The sequence below is a fragment of the Nonomuraea sp. NPDC049378 genome (assembly GCF_055586745.1).
The window spans coordinates 259,815-277,862 of the sequence record NZ_JBVJHP010000005.1; the positions used below are offsets into that span (position 1 = coordinate 259,815).

The 18,048-nt window shown below is 71.6% G+C and carries 14 protein-coding genes; 9 read left to right on the forward strand and 5 right to left on the reverse strand.

Translation table 11 applies throughout. From position 1 onward, the window contains the following. Positions 1-132: 132 nt before the first annotated feature. Positions 133-1,491, reverse strand: a complete 1,359-nt coding sequence (locus ACZ6SA_RS13300) for a S8 family serine peptidase (protein ID WP_347647322.1) — start codon at positions 1,489-1,491, stop codon at positions 133-135. Between the two features lie 240 nt (positions 1,492-1,731). Between ACZ6SA_RS13300 and ACZ6SA_RS13305 the strand changes: the two genes are divergently transcribed. From ACZ6SA_RS13305 to ACZ6SA_RS13325, 5 genes are all read left to right on the forward strand, one after another. Beyond that, positions 1,732-3,714: a spermine/spermidine synthase domain-containing protein gene (locus ACZ6SA_RS13305; protein WP_465828059.1), complete on the forward strand. Its 1,983-nt coding sequence runs from the start codon at positions 1,732-1,734 to the stop codon at positions 3,712-3,714. A 130-nt stretch (positions 3,715-3,844) separates the two neighbouring features. Then, positions 3,845-4,087 (forward strand): hypothetical protein, encoded by a 243-nt coding sequence (locus ACZ6SA_RS13310; protein ID WP_347647324.1) that lies wholly within the window; start codon positions 3,845-3,847, stop codon positions 4,085-4,087. Continuing rightward, positions 4,084-6,186: a hypothetical protein gene (locus ACZ6SA_RS13315; protein ID WP_465828060.1), complete on the forward strand. Its 2,103-nt coding sequence runs from the start codon at positions 4,084-4,086 to the stop codon at positions 6,184-6,186. The genes ACZ6SA_RS13310 and ACZ6SA_RS13315 overlap by 4 nt, the downstream gene beginning before the upstream one ends. A gap of 9 nt (positions 6,187-6,195) precedes the next feature. Further along, positions 6,196-6,774, forward strand: coding sequence for a hypothetical protein (locus ACZ6SA_RS13320; RefSeq protein WP_465828062.1), 579 nt, complete (start codon positions 6,196-6,198; stop codon positions 6,772-6,774). A gap of 109 nt (positions 6,775-6,883) precedes the next feature. After that, the gene (locus ACZ6SA_RS13325; RefSeq protein ID WP_465828063.1) at positions 6,884-8,101 is read left to right on the forward strand and encodes a cytochrome P450 family protein; all 1,218 of its coding nucleotides are present in this window, start codon (positions 6,884-6,886) and stop codon (positions 8,099-8,101) included. A gap of 19 nt (positions 8,102-8,120) precedes the next feature. Here ACZ6SA_RS13325 and ACZ6SA_RS13330 read toward each other — a convergent pair whose 3' ends face one another. After that, positions 8,121-9,527 (reverse strand): LCP family protein, encoded by a 1,407-nt coding sequence (locus ACZ6SA_RS13330; protein WP_465828064.1) that lies wholly within the window; start codon positions 9,525-9,527, stop codon positions 8,121-8,123. A gap of 310 nt (positions 9,528-9,837) precedes the next feature. Further along, entirely contained in the window at positions 9,838-10,860 is a 1,023-nt protein-coding gene (locus ACZ6SA_RS13335; protein WP_465828066.1) for a neutral zinc metallopeptidase, read from the reverse strand. Between the two features lie 619 nt (positions 10,861-11,479). Between ACZ6SA_RS13335 and ACZ6SA_RS13340 the strand changes: the two genes are divergently transcribed. After that, on the forward strand, positions 11,480-12,349 hold the full coding sequence (locus ACZ6SA_RS13340; RefSeq protein ID WP_347647331.1) for a LysR family transcriptional regulator: 870 nt from the start codon (positions 11,480-11,482) through the stop codon (positions 12,347-12,349). A 341-nt stretch (positions 12,350-12,690) separates the two neighbouring features. Here ACZ6SA_RS13340 and ACZ6SA_RS13345 read toward each other — a convergent pair whose 3' ends face one another. Together ACZ6SA_RS13345 and ACZ6SA_RS13350 are read right to left on the reverse strand one after the other, a co-directional pair. Then, positions 12,691-14,037 carry a sensor histidine kinase gene (locus tag ACZ6SA_RS13345; RefSeq protein ID WP_347647332.1) on the reverse strand — a complete coding sequence of 449 codons (1,347 nt, stop codon included), beginning with the start codon at positions 14,035-14,037 and terminating at the stop codon, positions 12,691-12,693. Beyond that, a complete protein-coding gene (locus ACZ6SA_RS13350; RefSeq protein WP_347619003.1) occupies positions 14,030-14,704 on the reverse strand; it encodes a response regulator transcription factor in 675 nt (224 codons plus the stop codon). Before ACZ6SA_RS13350 ends, ACZ6SA_RS13345 begins: the two co-directional genes overlap by 8 nt. Before the next feature lie 126 nt (positions 14,705-14,830). Here ACZ6SA_RS13350 and ACZ6SA_RS13355 point away from each other — a divergent pair, with 126 nt between their 5' ends. Genes ACZ6SA_RS13355 through ACZ6SA_RS13365 form a run of 3 tightly spaced genes read left to right on the forward strand, consistent with a single transcriptional unit; the run spans position 14,831 to position 17,962 of the window. Next, positions 14,831-15,997: a LolA family protein gene (locus tag ACZ6SA_RS13355; RefSeq protein WP_465828067.1), complete on the forward strand. Its 1,167-nt coding sequence runs from the start codon at positions 14,831-14,833 to the stop codon at positions 15,995-15,997. Further along, on the forward strand, positions 15,994-16,980 hold the full coding sequence (locus tag ACZ6SA_RS13360; protein WP_465828068.1) for an ABC transporter ATP-binding protein: 987 nt from the start codon (positions 15,994-15,996) through the stop codon (positions 16,978-16,980). Before ACZ6SA_RS13355 ends, ACZ6SA_RS13360 begins: the two co-directional genes overlap by 4 nt. Continuing rightward, complete coding sequence (locus ACZ6SA_RS13365; protein ID WP_465828070.1) at positions 16,967-17,962, forward strand: ABC transporter permease; 996 nt, start codon at positions 16,967-16,969, stop codon at positions 17,960-17,962. Before ACZ6SA_RS13360 ends, ACZ6SA_RS13365 begins: the two co-directional genes overlap by 14 nt. The last annotated feature ends 86 nt before the right edge of the window (positions 17,963-18,048 follow it).

Here is an 18,048-nt window from a genome sequence, read left to right on the forward strand (position 1 = left end):
GTGGGTAGGCGGGGTGGCGGCAGGCTGTGCGCCGGTGCGTTACCCCACCGCGGAACCACCGTCTCGCCAACGGGGGAGGGGGGGGGGGGGGCGGGGTGCCCCCCCCCCCCCCCCCCCCACGCCCGCGAGGGGTCAGGCCGCGCTTCTGGCGCGGCGCTGAAGGGCCGCGATGACACCCGCCGGGTCCACGATGCCGTAGCCGTAGCCGTAGTCGAACCCCACCTCGCTGCGGTCCTCCGCGGTGCGCCGCAGCAGCGCGCGCAGCTGGGCGGGCGACAGCCTGTCCGCCGGCCACATGGTGCGCACCGCCGCCACGAGCCCCGCCGCCACCGGCGCCGCCGCCGACGTGCCCGAGTCGGGCGAGCCGGGGCCCAGCGCCTGGGACCCGGAGAAATGCGTGTACGCGCAGAGGTCCGGCTTGCGGGCGGTCAGCCGTCCCGGCCCCTGCGAGGAGTAGCCCACCCGCTCGCCGTTGACGTCGATGCCGCCGATCGACAGGGCCTTCGGATGGGAGTTGGCGCCCACGATCGGCCGGGAGGGGAAGGCGCACCGGCCGTCGGGGCACTCGCGGCCGCAGTTGCCCGCCGCGAACAACACGTCCGCGCCCGCCCGGTCCAGGCCGGCCACCATCAGGTTGAACGGGTGGGCGGCGTTGTCGGAGTAGTTGCCGGGATGCCCGACGGGAAAGTCCCACTCGGGCGAGAACGATCCCCACGAGTTGCTCACCACCAGCGCCCTGGACCCCGCGGGCTGGGCGTCGAGCACGTTGCGCAGGTGCGCGAAGGCCGACACCGCGTCCGACAGCAGCCCGTCCATCGCCGAGCCGCCAGGCCGGGTGGACAGCAGCACCGGGATGTCGATGAGCGACGCGTGAGGGGCCGCGATGAGGGCGTCGAAGGCGCACATCGTGCCGTGGTCCACCTCGAACTCGCCCGGCGCGCCCGACACTCCCGGCGGGCTCCAGGAACGCTCGGCGTCCAGCGTGACGGCCCTGCCGAGCTGCCTGGCCGTGTGGGCGGCGTTGATGCCGTTGTCGAGCACGGCCAGCGCGACCCCGGCGCCGTCGAGGCCCTCGGCGTGCAGCCCGGGGACGTGCAGCAGGCGTTCGACGTCGTGCCAGTCGCCGGCCGGCGGATCGCCCCCGCACACCGGCGCCGACCCGATGACCGGATCGGCGAAGATGCCGACCACGTCGGTCCTGATGCCGGGAAGCAGTGTGACCCTGGAGGCCAGCTCGTCGTCGGAGATCGTCCCCCGGACCAGGACCGACGCGTCCTCGGCGGCCAGCGAGAAGTCGAGCGGCTGGTTGAGCGAGAGAGGGTCGCCGCCGGTCGAGGGGACGGGCCTCGGCACGGCCACGGGCACGAACGCCGAGTCGAGCTCGACTCCGGGCAGCCCGTCGGCGACGTCGGCCGTGCTGGCGGCCTGGCCGGGGTCGGCGACGGCCGCGACCAGGTCGGGAGAGGGACGGAGCTGGATCAGGACCCGCATGTGTCACCACCAACGTGTGTGGGGGAGCGAACGTCCCAACATTCCTGCATCCGCCCGCCCGCGTCCAGCGGATCGCACCGGTTTTGACCTGCGGAAATGCACTAATCGCCGCGAAGTGGACGACTTTTGTCCGCGGCTCGCCGGACTTCCGTGCCGGCGATCTTTTCACTACGGTGAGGCAGCATGACGCTGGAGGCCAGGAAACCGGTCGACGACGGGGAGAAGACTCACTGACTGGCGGTGCGGCCGAGGCTCATCCTCGCCAGCGCCTTCATGCTCTTCCTCGAGCTGGCACTGATCAGGTGGACCGGATCCAACATCGTCCACCTCAGCTACTTCACGAACTTCGTGCTGCTCGGCTCGTTCCTCGGCATCGGGCTCGGCTTCCTGCGCGTCGGCCGGTCGCGGCGGCAGCCCTACTACTCACCCGTCGTGCTCGCCCTCCTGGTCGTGGTCGTGCTGACCTTCCCGGTGACCGTCGACAGGAACACCGAGGGCGTCCTCTACTGGACGAGCCTGTCCACCAGCGGCCCGCCCGCGTGGCTGATCCTGCCGGTGATCTTCTGCGCCGCGGCGCTGGTGCTCATGGGCCCCGCCGAGCTCGTCGGACGCTGCTTCCCCGAACTGCCGCGCCTGGAGGCGTACCGCTACGACCTGATCGGCAGCCTCACCGGCATCGCCGCGTTCACCGCGCTGTCCTTCCTGAGCGCGCCGCCGGTGTTCTGGGGGCTGATCGCCGCGGCCTGCTACGCGCTGCTGCTGGTGCCCCGGCCACGCGTCCTCTACGCGGGGCTGGTGGTCGTGCCCTCGCTGGCCGTCGTCGGGCTGCTGCTGGCCGAGACGCTGACCGCCGGGGCCATCTGGTCGCCCTACTACAAGGTCACGTTCAGGCAGCTCCAGCAGCTGGGCGTCGCCGTCACCGACATCGCGGTCAACGGCATCCCGCACCAGCAGGCCGTGCCCGCCGCCGCCCGGTTGCAGTGGGAGCGCCAGTACGGCCTGCCGTACGAACGGACCACGAAACCGCCCAAGGACGTGCTCATCGTCGGCGCCGGCAGCGGCACCGACGTGGCGATCGCGCTGTCCAAGGGCGCCGCCCGCGTCGACGCCGTCGAGATCGACCCCAAACTGCGCGAGCTCGGCGGCTCCGTCCACCCCGACCGGCCCTACGACGACCCGCGCGTCACCACCCACATCACCGACGGCCGTGCCTTCCTGGAACGCACCGGCGAGAAGTACGACCTCATCCTGTTCGCCCTGCCCGACTCGCTCACCCTCGTCTCCGGAGCCAGCTCGCTGCGCCTGGAGAGCTACCTGTTCACCGAAGAGGCCATGCAGGCCGCCCGCGAGCACCTGAAGCCGGGCGGCGCCTTCTCGATGTACAACTACTACCGCGAGAGCTGGCTCGTCGACCGCCTCGCGGCCACCATGCAGAGCGCCTTCGGCCACAAGCCGTGCGTCGACGTCGTCAGCACCGCCGGCCAGCAGGCCGTCATCACCGCCGGCCTGAGCGAGGCCGACCAGCGCTGCGGCACCGCCTGGGCCGGTGCCGCCCCCGGCACCCCGGCCCCCGCCGACGACGACCGCCCGTTCCTCTACCTCAAGGACGCGACGATCCCGCCGATCTACATCATCACGCTCGGCCTGATCCTCATCGTCAGCCTCCTCGCCGTCCGCGTCGTCGCGGGCCCCTATGACCGGATGCGGCCGTACGCCGACCTGTTCCTGCTGGGCGTGGCGTTCATGCTGCTGGAGACGAAGAGCGTGACCGGTTTCGCGCTGCTGTTCGGCACGACGTGGGTGGTCAACGCCATCGTCTTCGCCGGCGTGCTCGTCGCGGTCCTCGCCGCCGTCGAGGTGACCCGCCGCTTCCGCACCCCGCCGCTGCCCGTCATGTACGGCGTGCTGCTCGCCGGACTGCTGCTGGCCTGGCTGGTGCCGAACGCGTGGCTGCTGTCCCTGCCGCTGCCGCTGCGCGCGGTGGCCGCGGTGACCGTGGCCTTCCTGCCGATCTTCGCCGCGAACATCGTCTTCGCCAAGCGGTTCGCCGACACCGCCGACGCCACCACGTCCTTCGGCGCCAACCTGCTGGGCGCCATGGTGGGCGGCTGCCTGGAGTACGCCGCGCTGATCATCGGGTACAAGGGCCTGCTGATCGTGGCGGCCCTGCTCTACATCGGGGCGCTGGTGCTGCTGCCGAGGAAGAAGGCCGCGCTGGTGTGACCAGAGGGGCGCGCGGTTCACGCCATAGACGTTCGGCATGGTCCGCGCTCCCGCCGACGCCCTTGCGGTTGACTGGCGTGGAGAGGCGCGGCGAGTGCCGCCCGCTCTTCGGGAGCCTCGGAGGAGCGAGATGCCTGAGCCCGATCGCGAGGCGGTGCAGGCGGCCGTTGCCCGCATCCAGCGGCTGTCCGACGAGCACTGGTGGACCCTGCACCAGGTCTGCGGGCTGATGCGCGACAACGCGTGGGTGGGTCCGACCGGGCGCAGGTTCGGCGAGGAGGTGCACGCGGCCGAGCGCGGGCTGCGGGAGATGCTCGCCAAGGCCGTCGCCGACGCCAGGCGGAAACTGAGCGGCCTCCCGGAGCGGCCGTGAGCCCCGACCCTGACTTCACGGGCGTCAAGCGGCCCCAGTTCGACACGATGGCCACCCAGCACACCGCCGCCGCCGAACGGCTCGCCGACCTCGCCACCCGGCTGCACGGCGAGCTGACGGCCGCGGGCCTGGACACCATGCCCGCCACCCGCATCCGCGAGCTGGCCAGGCAGGCCCAGACCCAGGCCGAGGATTTGCGGCGGCGCCGGCAACTGGTCGACGAGCTCGAACGCAAGAAGGTCGTCTTCGGCGCCTCCACCGCCGCCGGCACGTTCCTGCCGCTGCCCGACAGGCTGGAGACCGGCCAGGCGATGCTGGACGGCACCGCCGCCGCGGACGCGGCCATCGCCGCCTACACCAGGCCGCCGCGGGGCAAGGTGCTGCCCGAGCAGCTCGCGGTCGTGCAGCGGTACGCCGCCAAGGCACACGACCCGGCCTTCGCCAAGGCGTTCATGAGCAGGCTCGGCGCCAGGGGCGTGACCGACCTGGCCCACGCCATCCGGCTGGAGCAGGCCTCCTGGGAGCGCGCGGGAGACCATGACGGGGCCAAACGGGCGGCCGCCCAGGGCGATCACGTCCTGCGGATCCTGAGCACGACGCTGGCCGCGGCCACCGACCCGGCCGGTCCCGCCTACCTGGGCGCCGGCTTCCTCCAGCGGCTCAAGGCCGCGGGCCGCACCTCCAGAGGCATCCACAGCGTGACGGGAGGGCGGCCCACCGCCTACCACGACCTGGCCGACGTGCTCGGCGCCCACCCCGGCGAGCCGCCGTACTCGGCCGAGTTCATGCGCACGGTCGGACGCGACATGATCGCGCTCGACCGCGAGGTCCACGACGCCCTCAAGAACGGCGACGGCACGAAGGTCATGGACGACATGCGCACCTTCGTCCCCGACCTGCTGCGGGCCGCCGCCTCCAGCCCCGCCGCGGCCCAGGCGCTCCTCGACCACACGCCCGCCGGCCGCACCTCCACCAACCTCAACTACCTGCTGCACGACCGGGTGGCCTGGTGGACCGACAACCCCAACTCCACGACGGACGACCGCGACGCCAGGGCGCTCGGCGCGGCGATGGAAGCCGCGATGAAAGGCTCCGACCCGGTCTCGCTCCGGCTGACCGCGGAGACCCTCAAGATCCTCGGAGCCGACCTGCCCGGCCTCTACGCCCGCAACTCCGTCGAGAAACTCCAGCTCGCCGACCAGGCGGGATTCGACCAGCGCGCCTCCCTGCGGCCCGCGCTCGGCACCATCCTGTCCGCCCACATCGACGCTCTCGGCCGGATCATCGACGGCCGCAACGTGCTCAAGTCCGGCGTCGGCGCCACCCTGAAGGACCAGTCGGTCAACCGGCGCGACATCGACTACGCGCTGCTCCTCGCGACCAGCGACGACGCCGTGTTCGGCCAGATCGCCAGGGCACAGGCCGAGCACACGCGCGTGGAGATCGACCGGATCTTCCCGCTCACCGACAAGGGGCCGCGGCTGGCCGACCCCATCGCCCGGGAGAGCAAGACCTTCGGCCACCTCCTCGGCGCCCGCGAGCAGGCCCTCTACTCGGTGGGCAGGGCCAACGAGGCCGCGGCCAAGGAGCTCGAGTCCATGGTGCGCTCCGCCATCGGCATCGTGCCCGTGCCCGGCAAGGAGTTCGCCGGCAAGCTGGCGGAGCAGGCGTTCAAGGGCATGCGCCTGGAGGGCTTCGCCAAGGAGGTGGCGGGCGAGGCAGGCGGACGGCCGGGGACGTACGCGTTCGACAAGGGGGCGAGCTGGATCGCCGGATTCTTCAAGAACGGCAAGATGCTGGACGAGTCCTACGCCACGGCGACGGAGAACCGGGAGCTGGTCAACCGGTTGATGGAGCAGATGGTGGCCACGGCCACGGTCGCCCACGGCCAGCACGACGGCCAGGGCCTCGAGGGACGGTCGTTCACGGACAAGAACGCCGCCATGAAACCGATAGTGGAAATGACGCCGGAGCAGTACGAAGCTTTCCTGAACTGGGCGGCAGATCACTCCGGGTTCAACAGCCACAAGGCCTTCTCCGAAGGCATCATGAATGATGGAGCCGAGGAGGCTCGCCGGTCCTATCGGATTTCTGACTGAAGGATAACCGTGATCAGCAGGCGGCAACTCGCCGTTTCGGCGCTCTTGACGATGGTCGCCGTTTCCTCGTGCTCCGGCGGTGATTCGAATGCGGTTCCGAACGACCTCCGTCCGGTCGTCGACCAGCCTCCGTACTGGTGCGAATTCGTCTCGCGGGAGTCCTATCGCCGCGTCAGCGGCGACACGAGGACGTATAGCGAGCGGAAGGACGGGCCGTGGCGTGATGACGGTGGTTGCCTGGTCGAAGGGGGTAAGAACGGCGATCCCGTCGGCGTGTGGTGGTCGAGGACCGATGACAGCGTCAAGCGACTCGAGCTCACCCGCGAGAACTGGGCCATGGCCGAGCCCACCGACTTGCCCGCGGATCTCGGAGAGGGGTTCGCCGCCTACGCGGGCAACGACATGCTGGGCGGACGGCCCTACTACGTGATTTCCCGCTTTGCCTGCGGTGACACGGATCCCTGGATTCGCATCGATCTCAAAAAGGTGGCCAAGGGGCGTGATGCCATCAAGGACCTGACGGAACTGATGCGGGTCGCGCAGCGTCGTTATGGCGTGCTGCACGATTGTGTCCCGGGTCCTGTCTAGTCGTTCGGGGCAGGTGTCGCGGCGGCGGCTCGACGTTATGCGCGCCCTGGTCGAAGGCGCGCGGCCGGGGTAGACCGGTGACAGGAGCGGGCCGACCTGTGGGGGATGGATGCTTGAGGAGATGCTGCCCGACGACGACGGCGTGCTGGCCGACCCCTATCCCGCCTACGCCCGGTTGCGGGAGTCGGGTGTGCCCCACCGCGTGACGCTGCGCAGCGGCCTGTACGGCTGGCTCGTGACCCGCTACGACGACGCCCGTGCCGCGCTGGCCGATCCCCGGCTCAGCAAGGACCCGCGCAACGCGCCGCCCGACTGGCAGGAGGCGGGCCGCGGGCGGCCGCTGGAGGACCGTTCGGGGCTGGGCACCCACCTGCTCACCACGGACCCGCCCGAGCACACCCGGCTGCGCCGCCTGGTCGCCCGCTACTTCACGCCGGCCAGGCTGGCGGCCCTGCGGCCGCGGGTCGAGGAACGGGCCGGCGCGCTCATCGACGGGTTCCGCGCGAGGGATCGAGCCGAGCTGATGGGGGACCTCGCCTCGCCGTTGCAGTTCGCCACGATCTGCGACGTGCTCGGCGTGCCGGCCGGCGACCGTACGGACTTCCAGCGCTGGACCACGGCCGTCGTGAGTTCGGGGGAGGGGCGGGACGGCGAGGCCAGGCCCGAGGCGCTGCGCCGTCTGGGCGCGTACGTGGGCGAGCTGGCGGCCGCCAAGCGGCGCGAGCCGGGGGACGACGTCATCAGCGCGATCACGGTGGCCGCGGAGGAGCAGGATCGGCTGTCCGAGAGGGAGATGCTGTCGATGATCTTCCTGCTCCTCGTGGCGGGCTACGAGACGACCGTCGGTCTCGTCGGGCTGGGCACGTACACGTTGCTGCGGCATCCCGACCAGCTCCGCCGGCTGCGGGAACGGCCGGAGCTGATCGACCGGGCGGTGGAGGAACTGCTGCGGCACGACAGTCCGGTCGAGTTGGCGACGTGGCGTTTCGCGCTGGAGCCGCTGAAGATCGGCGGGGTGGTGGTTCCCGCCGGGCAGCCGATCCTGGTGGCGCTGGGAGCGGCCAACCGCGACCCGCGCCGCTTCCCCGGCCCGGACCGGCCCGACCTCGCCCGGGAGGACAACGCCCACCTGAGCTTCGGCCACGGTCCGCACTACTGCCTCGGGGCGATGCTCGCGCGCATCGTCGGCAGGGCCGCCCTGGCCGCCGTCACGGGCCGCCTGACCGGGCTGGCCCTGGCGGTGCCGCCCGAGACGCTGAGCTGGCGCGCCAGCCTGACGGTACGCGGCCCGCAGCGGCTCCCGGTGACCTTCGACGCCGTCACCTGAGCCGCGCCCGCCCGGTCTCTCAAAGGCCGCAGAGTTCCTCGAGGGACTTGGCGTCGTCCCCTTTGCGCTTCTGGCTGTTCCTCGTCGGCGTCTGCGTCGGCTGGGCGGCCTGGGTCTTCACCGAGCTGGACGTGGTGGTCGGCGAGGCGCCGACATGGGCCGTCTGCGCCTGCTTGGCCGGCCGGAGCGAGGAGGCGATCGCCTTGCGCGCCGCGGTGCGGATCTTCGCCCACTCGGGGTTGCCGGGCCAGAACTGTGGCGGCACGAACTGCAGGCTGGTGATCTTGGCGTCCTTGACCTTGACGGCCAGCTCCACCAGCGGCTGAACGAGGTGCTTCGGGATGTTGGTGCGCGCCAGCCGCTTGGCCGCACCGGCGATCTTGGTGAAGTTGGTGAGGATCACGGCGGGCGTGGCCTGCTGGGCGAAGGCGCCGATGACGCAGCGCTGGCGGCCCATGCGGGAGAAGTCGTCGCTGTTAACCCTGGACCGGCCGTACCAGAGGGCCTCCTCGCCGCTGAGCCGCCGGTAGCCGGCCTTGATCGTGCCCGCGGTGCCGTAGTGGCCGCCCCACTTGACGTCCTGCTCGACCCGGATCTTGAGGCCGCCGATGGCGTCGACCAGGTCCGCGAAGCCGTACATGTTCATCATCGCGTAGTAGTCGATCTTCAGGCCGAGCGTGTGGCCGATGGCGTCCATGAGGGCCCGCGGGCCCTTGTTCTTGCCGCCCATGATCTCGGGATGGTCGTTGGCGTACTGCCACACCTCGTTGAGCAGGCCGCCGTTGGGAAGCTCGGCCAGGTAGCCGTTCGGGAACTGGTCGTGCAGCGGCGACGAGGCGGGGAAGCGTACGTGCTGCAGGTTGCGCGGGAGGCTGAACAGGACGGTGGCGCCGCTCTTGATGTCCACGCTGGCCACCGTCATGCTGTCGGTCCGCACGCCGGTACGGTTGCTCGCCGCGTCGCCGCCGATCAGCAGGAAGTTCACCCGTTCCCTGCCGTGCCAGGGGTCCTCGCCCTCCTTGGCCGCCGGTGGCACGTCGGAGTCGTCCGACGAGGGGAAGATGCCGTTGATGGTGCTGCGGAACGTCATCACGGTGTTGGCGGTGAGGGCGAACGGCGACATGACGGCCACGCACAGCACGCCGACCACGATGCCGGTGATCATCTGGCCCTGCTGGTTGAGCTTGCTCGGGCCGAGCGCGATGTACGAGGTCACCAGCAGCGCGAACCACGCCAGCGCGGCGAGCGAGGCGAGGACGACGATCGTCACCAGCATGCCGTCGCCGACGAGCGCGGCGGCGTTCCCCAGGTTGCCGGCGATGCTCAGCCCGTAGGCCAGGGCGGCGAGCACCAGCACCGCGTACACGCTGACGAGCACCAGCCCGATACGACGCTGCCCGGCCCGCAGGTGTGCGGCGCCGGGCACGATGGCGGACAGTGCGGTCCACCCGAGGACGGAGGCGGGGGTCAGCGGCTTGGCGAAGCGCGGCGGGACATTGCGCGGTGTGGAGCCGGAGCCGCGAGGGGAAGCGGGGCGTGGGCGGCGAGCGGGGCGCCGTTTCCTGCCTCCTGGCACGGTTGCTTCCCCATCCCGATTGCGCACACCCGGCTCCCTACTCGCCTACCAGGCAAAACTGACGTTTGCCCCCCAATGGCCACAAGATTGCCAGGATTCTAGTCCCCATACCTGGACAACAACGACATGTGCCCAACCTGAGATGAATTCCTCGTTGACTTCAGGAGGTCGTTGAGGACGACGCCATCCACGTGTTGCACTGGTACGCCTTGTTCTTCGTCCAGCCCTGCCTGAACCAGCGGTGGTTGTTGATCGGCTTGCCGTGGTCGCGCGGATAGCCCGGATGGTCGCCCACCTGGCCGTAGAACGCGAACAGCCGGCTCCGGTTGGACGTGCTCACCGGGTACGACGACGCGACCGAGCGCATCCACATGCCGCCGAAGCACGTGGCCTGCAGCTCCAGCCGCCTGCTGAGGGCGAGCTTGGCGTTCTTGTTCGAGGTGTCCAGGGTCGAGCGCCACCACGAGTTCATCAGGCCCGTGATGTTCTGCACGTGGTGACCGTACTCGTGGGCCATCATGCTGATGATCCCGCCGTGCCAGGAGATGATCTGCCCGTAGCCGCGGGCGTTGCCGTTACCCCTGGCCATGGCCGAGGTGGAGGCGTAGATCGTGTTGTTCTGCGGGCAGTAGTACGGAACGATGTTCCCCGGCGACGGGTAGTCGCCGCACGCGCCCCTGCCCCGTCTGGCGGCGATGGCGTAACCCGGCGGGCTGAACGTGATGCCCTGCTTCTCCAGGATGGGCTTCCACGCCCGGTCCATGCACTTGCCGGTCTTCAGGATGAGCGCCTTGAGCTGGCTGTGGCTGAAGATGCTCGCGTTGCCCGCCGGGCATCTGAGCCTGGGCAGGATGCCCGCACGGTACATGGTGTTGTTCTTCAGGCTCGTGTTGAGCGTGACGGTCCGCCGCGGCTCCTGCTCCGCCTCCTCCGTCTCCCGTTCCGTCGGCCGGCTCGTGGGCTCGCTGGTGCTGGGCTCCTCGGTCGGCTCCTGGCTGCGCGTGCGCTCGGGGAACGGCTCGTCGTCGGTGGCGCGTTCCGAGGGCTCGTACGTCGGGATCGCGATCGGCCTCGAGGTCTCCGACCGCGACGTGCCCTTGAAGAACGCCGCCCCCACGACGATCAGCACGAACAGCGCCGCCACCGAGCCGAGCACGGCGCCGATCACCCCGACGGCGCCCATGCCGGACTTCTTGCGCGGCGGCGGGTGCGGCCAGCGCAGCGTCGGCGGCAGGGGAGGCGGTGGCGGGGGCGGGGGCGGAGAGGGCTGCTGCCGGTGCGGCGGCTGCCCGTACGGTGGCTGGTGCCCGTACGGGGGCTGCTCGCCGTACGGGGGCTGCTGCCCGTACTGCTGGCCTCCCTGCGGCGGGCTCTGGTAAGGGGGGCCCTGAGGAGAGCGCTGAGGAGAGCGCTGAGGGGAGCGCTGGGGGGAGTGCTGCGGGGGATGCTGAGGCGGCGGTGGCGCTTGCGGCGGCGGGTACGGGCCGCCCCCCTGCGGCTGCGGCTGGCGGTAGCCCGGTGGCGGCCACGGCAAGGACGGTGGCCGTTGTGGCTGCCCTGGCCCTTGTGGCGGGGGTGGATACTGCCCGTTCCCTGTCACCGTGTCTCCCCGTTCACGTGGTTGTCTGCTTTCAGTGGCTTTGCGCCGCGACTTGGCGGACCTTTGCCAAATTTGGGGCAAAAGCATACTGATTTCTCACCCGTCACGGATGTAGCGGTACTCGGTTACGGTCCGAAATCATTCGAGGTGATCTCCGCTATCTTTCGGTCCCGACGGCGGGTGGTGTCCTAGCTTCTTTGGCATGAATCTCCAGCAGCTCCGCTATGTGGTCGCGACTGCGGAGCACCGCACCATGACCGACGCGGCAAGATCGCTCTACATCGCGCAACCCGCGCTCTCCCGCGCGATTCGGGATCTGGAACGAGAGCTCGGCATGACGCTCTTCGCTCGCTCCGGCCGCGGCGTGGTCGTCACCGCGCAGGGTCGCCGGGTGGTCAAGCTGGCAAGGGAGGCACTCGACGCGGTTCACGAGATCGAGGGACTGGCCAACCAGGCCGGGACCACCGAGGCCGAGCTCCGCATCGCCGCCACACCCAGCCTCGAACCCGGTCTCGCAGGGCGGTTGTTGCCCGCCTACGCGGCTCACCACCCGGGAGTGCGCGTGCACATCGTCCGCTGCGACGGCCGTGACGGCGTCGTCAGCGCCATCAGGGATCAGCGGGCCGATCTAGGGCTCACCGATCTCCCCGTGCCCACCGACCTCATCACCCATCCGCTCGAACGCCAGGAGATCGTGCTGATCTCCCCGCCCGGGCTCGACCTCCCCAACCCCGTGCCGATGGGCAAGCTGAACGGCATGCGCCTGGCGCTGCCCGCCCGCGGCAGCCTGCGCCGCAGGGAACTCGACGCGATGTTCGGCAAGTTCGCCGTGACGCCCGTCGTCGTGCTCGAAACCGACGAGCGCAACGGCTGGCTCAACGCGGTACGCGCCGGCCAGGCATCCCTGCTGTGGTATCGCGGCATGGCCGAGCAGGCCGGTCGCGCCGGCCTGGTGGTGCGCTCGCTCGACCCCGCCGTGCGCCGGGTCATCGCGGTCGTCCACGCCCGCCGCCGGCTGCCGCTCATCGCTCAAGACTTCCTGACCACCGCAGAGAAGGGGACCGCCGCCTGACCACTTTCGGAACGCTCCATTTCCCTCCACGTCCATCCGACAGGGCCCGGATCATCCGAGCCCGGGGGCCCGGCGAGCACACCGCGCCATTGCAGGGCCCCTGCAGGCCGCAGACGACGTCGTCGCCGGCCCTTGACCCCCCAGCACCTCCCGGAACCCCCGCCGGCGTGTGCCTTCCTGGCACGTGACAGACGCCGTCCAGGCAGTCCCCGGCGAAGCCCGCCTGAAGCGAGCGTCCTCGCGTACGACGCGGCGCAGGGCTCCGGCAGGACCACCCGCGTCGCCTGACACGCGCACCCGGCCCGCCAGGGCCGCGGCCGCTCAGGTCCGGCCGGCCAGGCCTAGCGGGACACCGGCAGCCGTACCACGGCCCGCAACCCCGGGCCGGCGTCCTCCAGCGAGACCGTGCCGCCATGCGCCCGCACGGTCTCGCGGACGATCGCCAGCCCGAGGCCGGCGCCGCCCTCGTCGCGGCTGCGCCCGGAATCGAGCCTGGTGAAGCGGTTGAACACCCGATCGCGGTCCTGCTCCGAGATGCCGGGGCCGTCGTCGGTCACCGTCAGCACGCCGTCGGCGGTCAGTGCCACCTCGATCTTGGAGGTGGTGTGGCGTACCGCGTTGTCCATCAGATTCGTCAGCACCCGGCTCAGGTCGAGGGCGTCGCCGCGCACCACGACCGGGTCGCACACCGTCAGCCGCGCCTCGCCGTACCGGTCGACGACCTGGCGCACCACCTCGTCGAGGTCGACCGGCTCGCGCCTGGCGGGCACGCCGCCGCGCTCGTCCAGGCGGGCCAGCGCCAGCAGGTCCTCGGCCAGCCTGGACAGCCGCAACGTGTCCTCGAGCACGCCCTCGGCGGTCTCCTGCCAGTCCTGGCCGTCCGGATGTCCGAGCGCCACCTCCAGCTGCAGCCGGATGCTGGCCAGCGGGCTGCGCAACTCGTGCGCGGCGTCGGCGACCAGCGCTCGCTGGCGCTGCTCCGCCTCCTCCAGCCTGGCCAGCATGTCGTTGAGCGTGGTGGCCAGCGAGTGCACCTCGTCCCGCGACTGCGGCACCGGCAGCCGCCGCGACCTGGCCGTGTGCGTGACCTCCGAGGCGCCCCTGCGCAGGGCGGCGATCGGCTGCAGCGTCCGGCCGATCATCAGCCAGCTCGCCACCGCGAGCAGCACGACCAGCGCGGGCGTGCCGACGAACAGCACCCTGGCCGCCGTGCCGAGGCTCGTCTGGATCTCGCTGACGGGCCTGGCCGCCACCACGGTCTGGCCGCGGTCCGCGCGCAGCACGATCACCCGCAGGAACCCCGGGATCGCGTACGGCCGCCCGTCCAGCAGCGTGGCCTGCCCGTCCGCCAGCACCTTCTCCCTGGCCTCCGCGTCGAGCAGCGGCACCAGCCGGTCCGCTCCGTACGTCACGTGCGTGATCCGCTCGCGGTCGTCGATGACCTGCACGATCGTGCCGTCGTGGGTCGTGATCGGGCTGGTGAGCGTCCCGGCGTCGGCCGCCACGCGCACGGCCTGCGCCTGCGCCCTGGTCGACTCGTCCACGGTGTCGATCAGGGCCCGGTCGAGCACGCTGAGCAGCACCGACGCCGAGACCGCGAGCGCCAGCGCCAGCACCGCGGCGGCCGCCACCGTGAGGCGGAAGCGCAGCCCCTGCCGCCGCCACCAGTCCAGCGGCGAGTCAGCCACCGTCGCCCGCCAGCCGGTAGCCGGCGCCGCGCACGGTCTGCAGTGCGTTCCTGCCGAAGGGGGCGTCGATCTTGCGCCGCAGGTAGCCGACGTACACCTCGACCACGTTGGGGTCGGTGTCGAAGGTGTCCCACACGTGCTCGAGGATCTCCGACTTCGACACCACCTCGTCGCGCCTGCGCATCAGGAATTCGAGCAGCGCGAACTCCCTGGGCGTCAGCTCGACCGGCCGCTCTCCCCGCTCGACCCTGCGCCGCGCCGGGTCGAGCGACAGGTCGCCCGCCACGAGCACCGACGGCCGCCGCCCCGAGTCGCGCCGCAGCAGCGCCCGCAACCTCGCCACCAGCACCACGTACGAGAACGGCTTGGTCAGATAGTCGTCGGCGCCCAGGTCGAGCCCGTCGGCCATGTCGTACTCGCCGTCCTTGGCCGACAACATGAGAATGGGCACCCAGTTCTCCTCGGCGCGCAGCCGCTTGCACACGTTGTAGCCCGACAACCTCGGCAGCATGATGTCGAGCACCACGACGTCGTAGTCGCCGTGCCGGGCGGCGTGCAGTCCCTCCTCGCCGTCGTGGGCGAGGTCCACGGCGAACCCCTCCGCCTGGAGCCCCCGCTGGAGCGCGGCGGCCATCCGCCGCTCGTCCTCGACGACAAGCACTCTCATGTGGCGATTCTCCTGTCCTCGGCTGAGACGGCGCTGAGAAGGCTGAGAGCCGTCTCAGAAAGTCTCAGGTCCGCCTAAGGATGCATGACGCAGGCTCTGAGCATCGACATACGGTAAAGGAGTGAGATGCGCAGAGGAACGTACGTGAGGTGGGGGGTCCCGGTCGCGGTCGCGGCCGTCATCGGAGCCGCGATCGGCGCCGGCCCCGTGATCGCCGCCGTGAGCGGCGATCCCGTGCTGCCGGAGCGCTCGGCCCAGCAGCTGCTGGCCGACGCGGCGGCGGCCAACAGCAAGGCGGGCGGCGTGCCGCCGATGTCCGGCACCGTCCAGCAGACGGCGTCGCTCGGCCTGCCCGCGCTGCCGCAGACCGCCGACACCTCGCCGCTCAGCCTGCTGTCCGGCTCGCACGAGGTGAAGGTCTGGTACGGCGCCCACGACAAGATGCGGGTGGCCATCCCGACCCAGCTGAACGAGACCAACCTCATCCTCAACGGAAAGCAGGGCTGGTACTGGGACAGCTCGACCAACACCGCCACCAGGCTGACGGTCAAGGAGGGCGCCAGTCAGGAGCACGGCCAGGAGCACAGGACGCCGATGCCCCAGCCGAGCGACCTGACGCCGCAGCAGGTGGCGGAGCGGCTGCTGGCGGACGCCGAGAAGTACACCGACGTCCGGGTGATCAACACGGCGGAGGTGGCGGGCCGCCCGGCCTACCAGCTCGTGCTGGCGCCCAAGGCGGAGGGCTCGCTGGTCCAGGAGGTGCGCATCGCGCTCGACGGCGAGACGTACGTGCCGCTCCAGGTCCAGGTGTACGCCAAGGGTTCGGCTGAGCCGGCGTTCCAGGTGGGCTTCACGCAGGTGACGTTCACGCCGCCGGCGCCCGAGAACTTCGCCTTCACCCCGCCCGCGGGCGCCAAGGTGGAGGAGAAGACGCTCGGCGAGCGGTCCGGCGAGCACGCGGAGGAGCGGGCCGAGAAGGCCGAGGACGTCAAGGACCGCGTGAAGGTCGTCGGCGACGGCTGGGCGAGCGTGGCGGTCCTGCCGTTCGACCAGAGGGACCTGGCGGCCGAGGCCGCGCAGGCGCCGGAGGACGGCGAGCGGTTCGGCGGCGACGCCGACCCGGGCGCGCTGCTCGACAGCGTGCTCAGGTCCGCCACCCCGGTGAGCGGCCCGTGGGGCTCCGGCAAGCTGATCAGGACCAAGCTCGTCACCGCCCTGCTGACCGACGACGGCCGCCTCCTGGTCGGCCCGGTCACCCCGGAGGAGATCACCAAGGCGGCGGGCATCAGGTGACCGCCGTCACGCAGGAAGCGGGGGCGCCTCTCGGGGCGGCCCCGCCCCCGGGGGACGGCTCCGGGGAGAGCGCCATCGTCACGCGCGGCCTGACGAAGCGTTTTCGCGGGGGCCAGGTGGCCGTGGACGCGCTCGACCTGGCCGTGCCCCGCGGCTCGGTGTTCGGCTTCCTCGGGCCGAACGGCTCGGGCAAGACCACCACGATCCGCATGCTGCTCGGCCTGGTCGCGCCGACGGCCGGCGACTCCTCCGTGCTCGGCCTGCCCCTGGCCCAGGCGCTGCCCAGGGTCGGCGCCGTGGTCGAGGGCCCGGCCTTCTACCCGTACCTGTCGGGTGAGGCCAACCTGCGGCGCTTCGACGCCGCCGACCCGACCGCCCGCGGCGGCTCCGCCGGGCGGCGCATCGCCGAGGCGCTGGAACGCGTGGGCCTGTCGGCCGCCGCGGGCAAGCGCTACCGCAACTACTCGCTGGGCATGCGCCAGCGCCTGGCCATCGCCGCCGCCCTGCTCGGCCCGCGCGAGCTGCTCATCCTGGACGAGCCGACCAACGGCCTCGATCCGCAGGGCACGCGCGAGGTCCGCTCGCTGGTCAAGGAGATCGCCGCGGACGGCACCACGGTCTTCGTCTCCTCCCACCTGCTGGCCGAGGTCGAGCAGATGTGCACGCACGCCGCGATCATGCGGACCGGCAGGCTCGTGGCGCAGGGCACGATCGCCTCGCTCCGCAGCGGCCTGGTCGTCCGCGTCCGGGTGGAGACGCCGGACGCCGACGACGCGGCGCGGGTGCTCGGCGCGCTGGGCCTGGCCGACGTGCGGCGGTCCGGCGCGGAGGTCACGGCCGAGCTGGACGGGCGCCCGCCGGAGCAGATCAACGCCGCGCTGGTGGGGGAGGGCGTGGCCGTGCGCGGGCTGGCGGTGATCCGGCCCAGCCTCGAGGACGTGTTCGTCGGACTGACAGGGGAGGGCTTCGATGTCGACGGCTGAATCGACCGCCGAGTCGACCGCCGAGTCGACCGCCGAGGCGGCGACCCGGACGGCGGCCGGGTCGCCGGCCAGGCGCACGCCCGGGCTCGTGCCGGTGAAGGAGACCCTGCGCAGCGCCGAACGCCGGCCGCGGCATCCCGATGAGCCGGGCACGCCGCCCGCCCGGACGCCGTGGTCGTTCTGGCGGCTGCTCCGCTCGGAGCTGGGGCTGACCTTCCGCCGCCCGCGCAACCTGCTGATGCTGGCCGCGCTGGGTGTCGTGCCGGTGGTCATCGGCGTCGCGCTGCGGGTCGTGGCCGGCGAGGACGGCATGGGCGGGATCATCGAGGACGTCGCGGGCAACAGCCTCATGCTGACGTTCGTCTCGTTCTCGTTCCTCGTGCTGCTGCTGATGCCGGTCGTCGTCAGCGTGGTGGCGGGCGACTCGATCGCGGGGGAGGCGGGGGCGGGAACGCTGCGCTACCTGCTGGCCGCGCCGGCCGGGCGCACCCGGCTGCTGGCCGTCAAATATCTCAACGCGGTCGTCTTCGCGTACGCCGTCACCGCGGTGGTGGCGCTGTCGGCGCTGGCGACCGGGCTCGCTCTCTTCCCCGCCGGTGACGTGACGCTGCTGTCGGGCACCACGATCCCGATGGGCGAGGGGCTGCTGCGCATCCTCATCGCCGTCGGTTACGTGGGCGCGGGCATGGCCGCCCTGGCCGCCGTCGCGCTGGCCCTGTCGACCTTCACCGAGGTGTCCATCGGGGCCATCGCCGCCACCATCGTGCTGATCATCGTCTGTCAGGTGCTGCGCGCGATCCCGGAACTCGGCTCGATCACGCCGTACCTGCTGCCGACGCGGTTCACGAACTTCGACGCGGTGCTGCGCAGCCCCATCGACACGGCGGCGCTGGGGGAGGGGCTGCTGGCGTTCGGGGCGTACATCGTGTTGTTCGGCTCGATCGCCTGGGCCAGGTTCTCCGGCAAGGACATCACCTCCTGAGGCCCGCGCCCGGCCCGGCCGCTCGCGCGGGCCGGGCCGGAGCACGTGCGCCGGGCGGCCCGCGGAGAACGGCCGGCCGGTCCGCG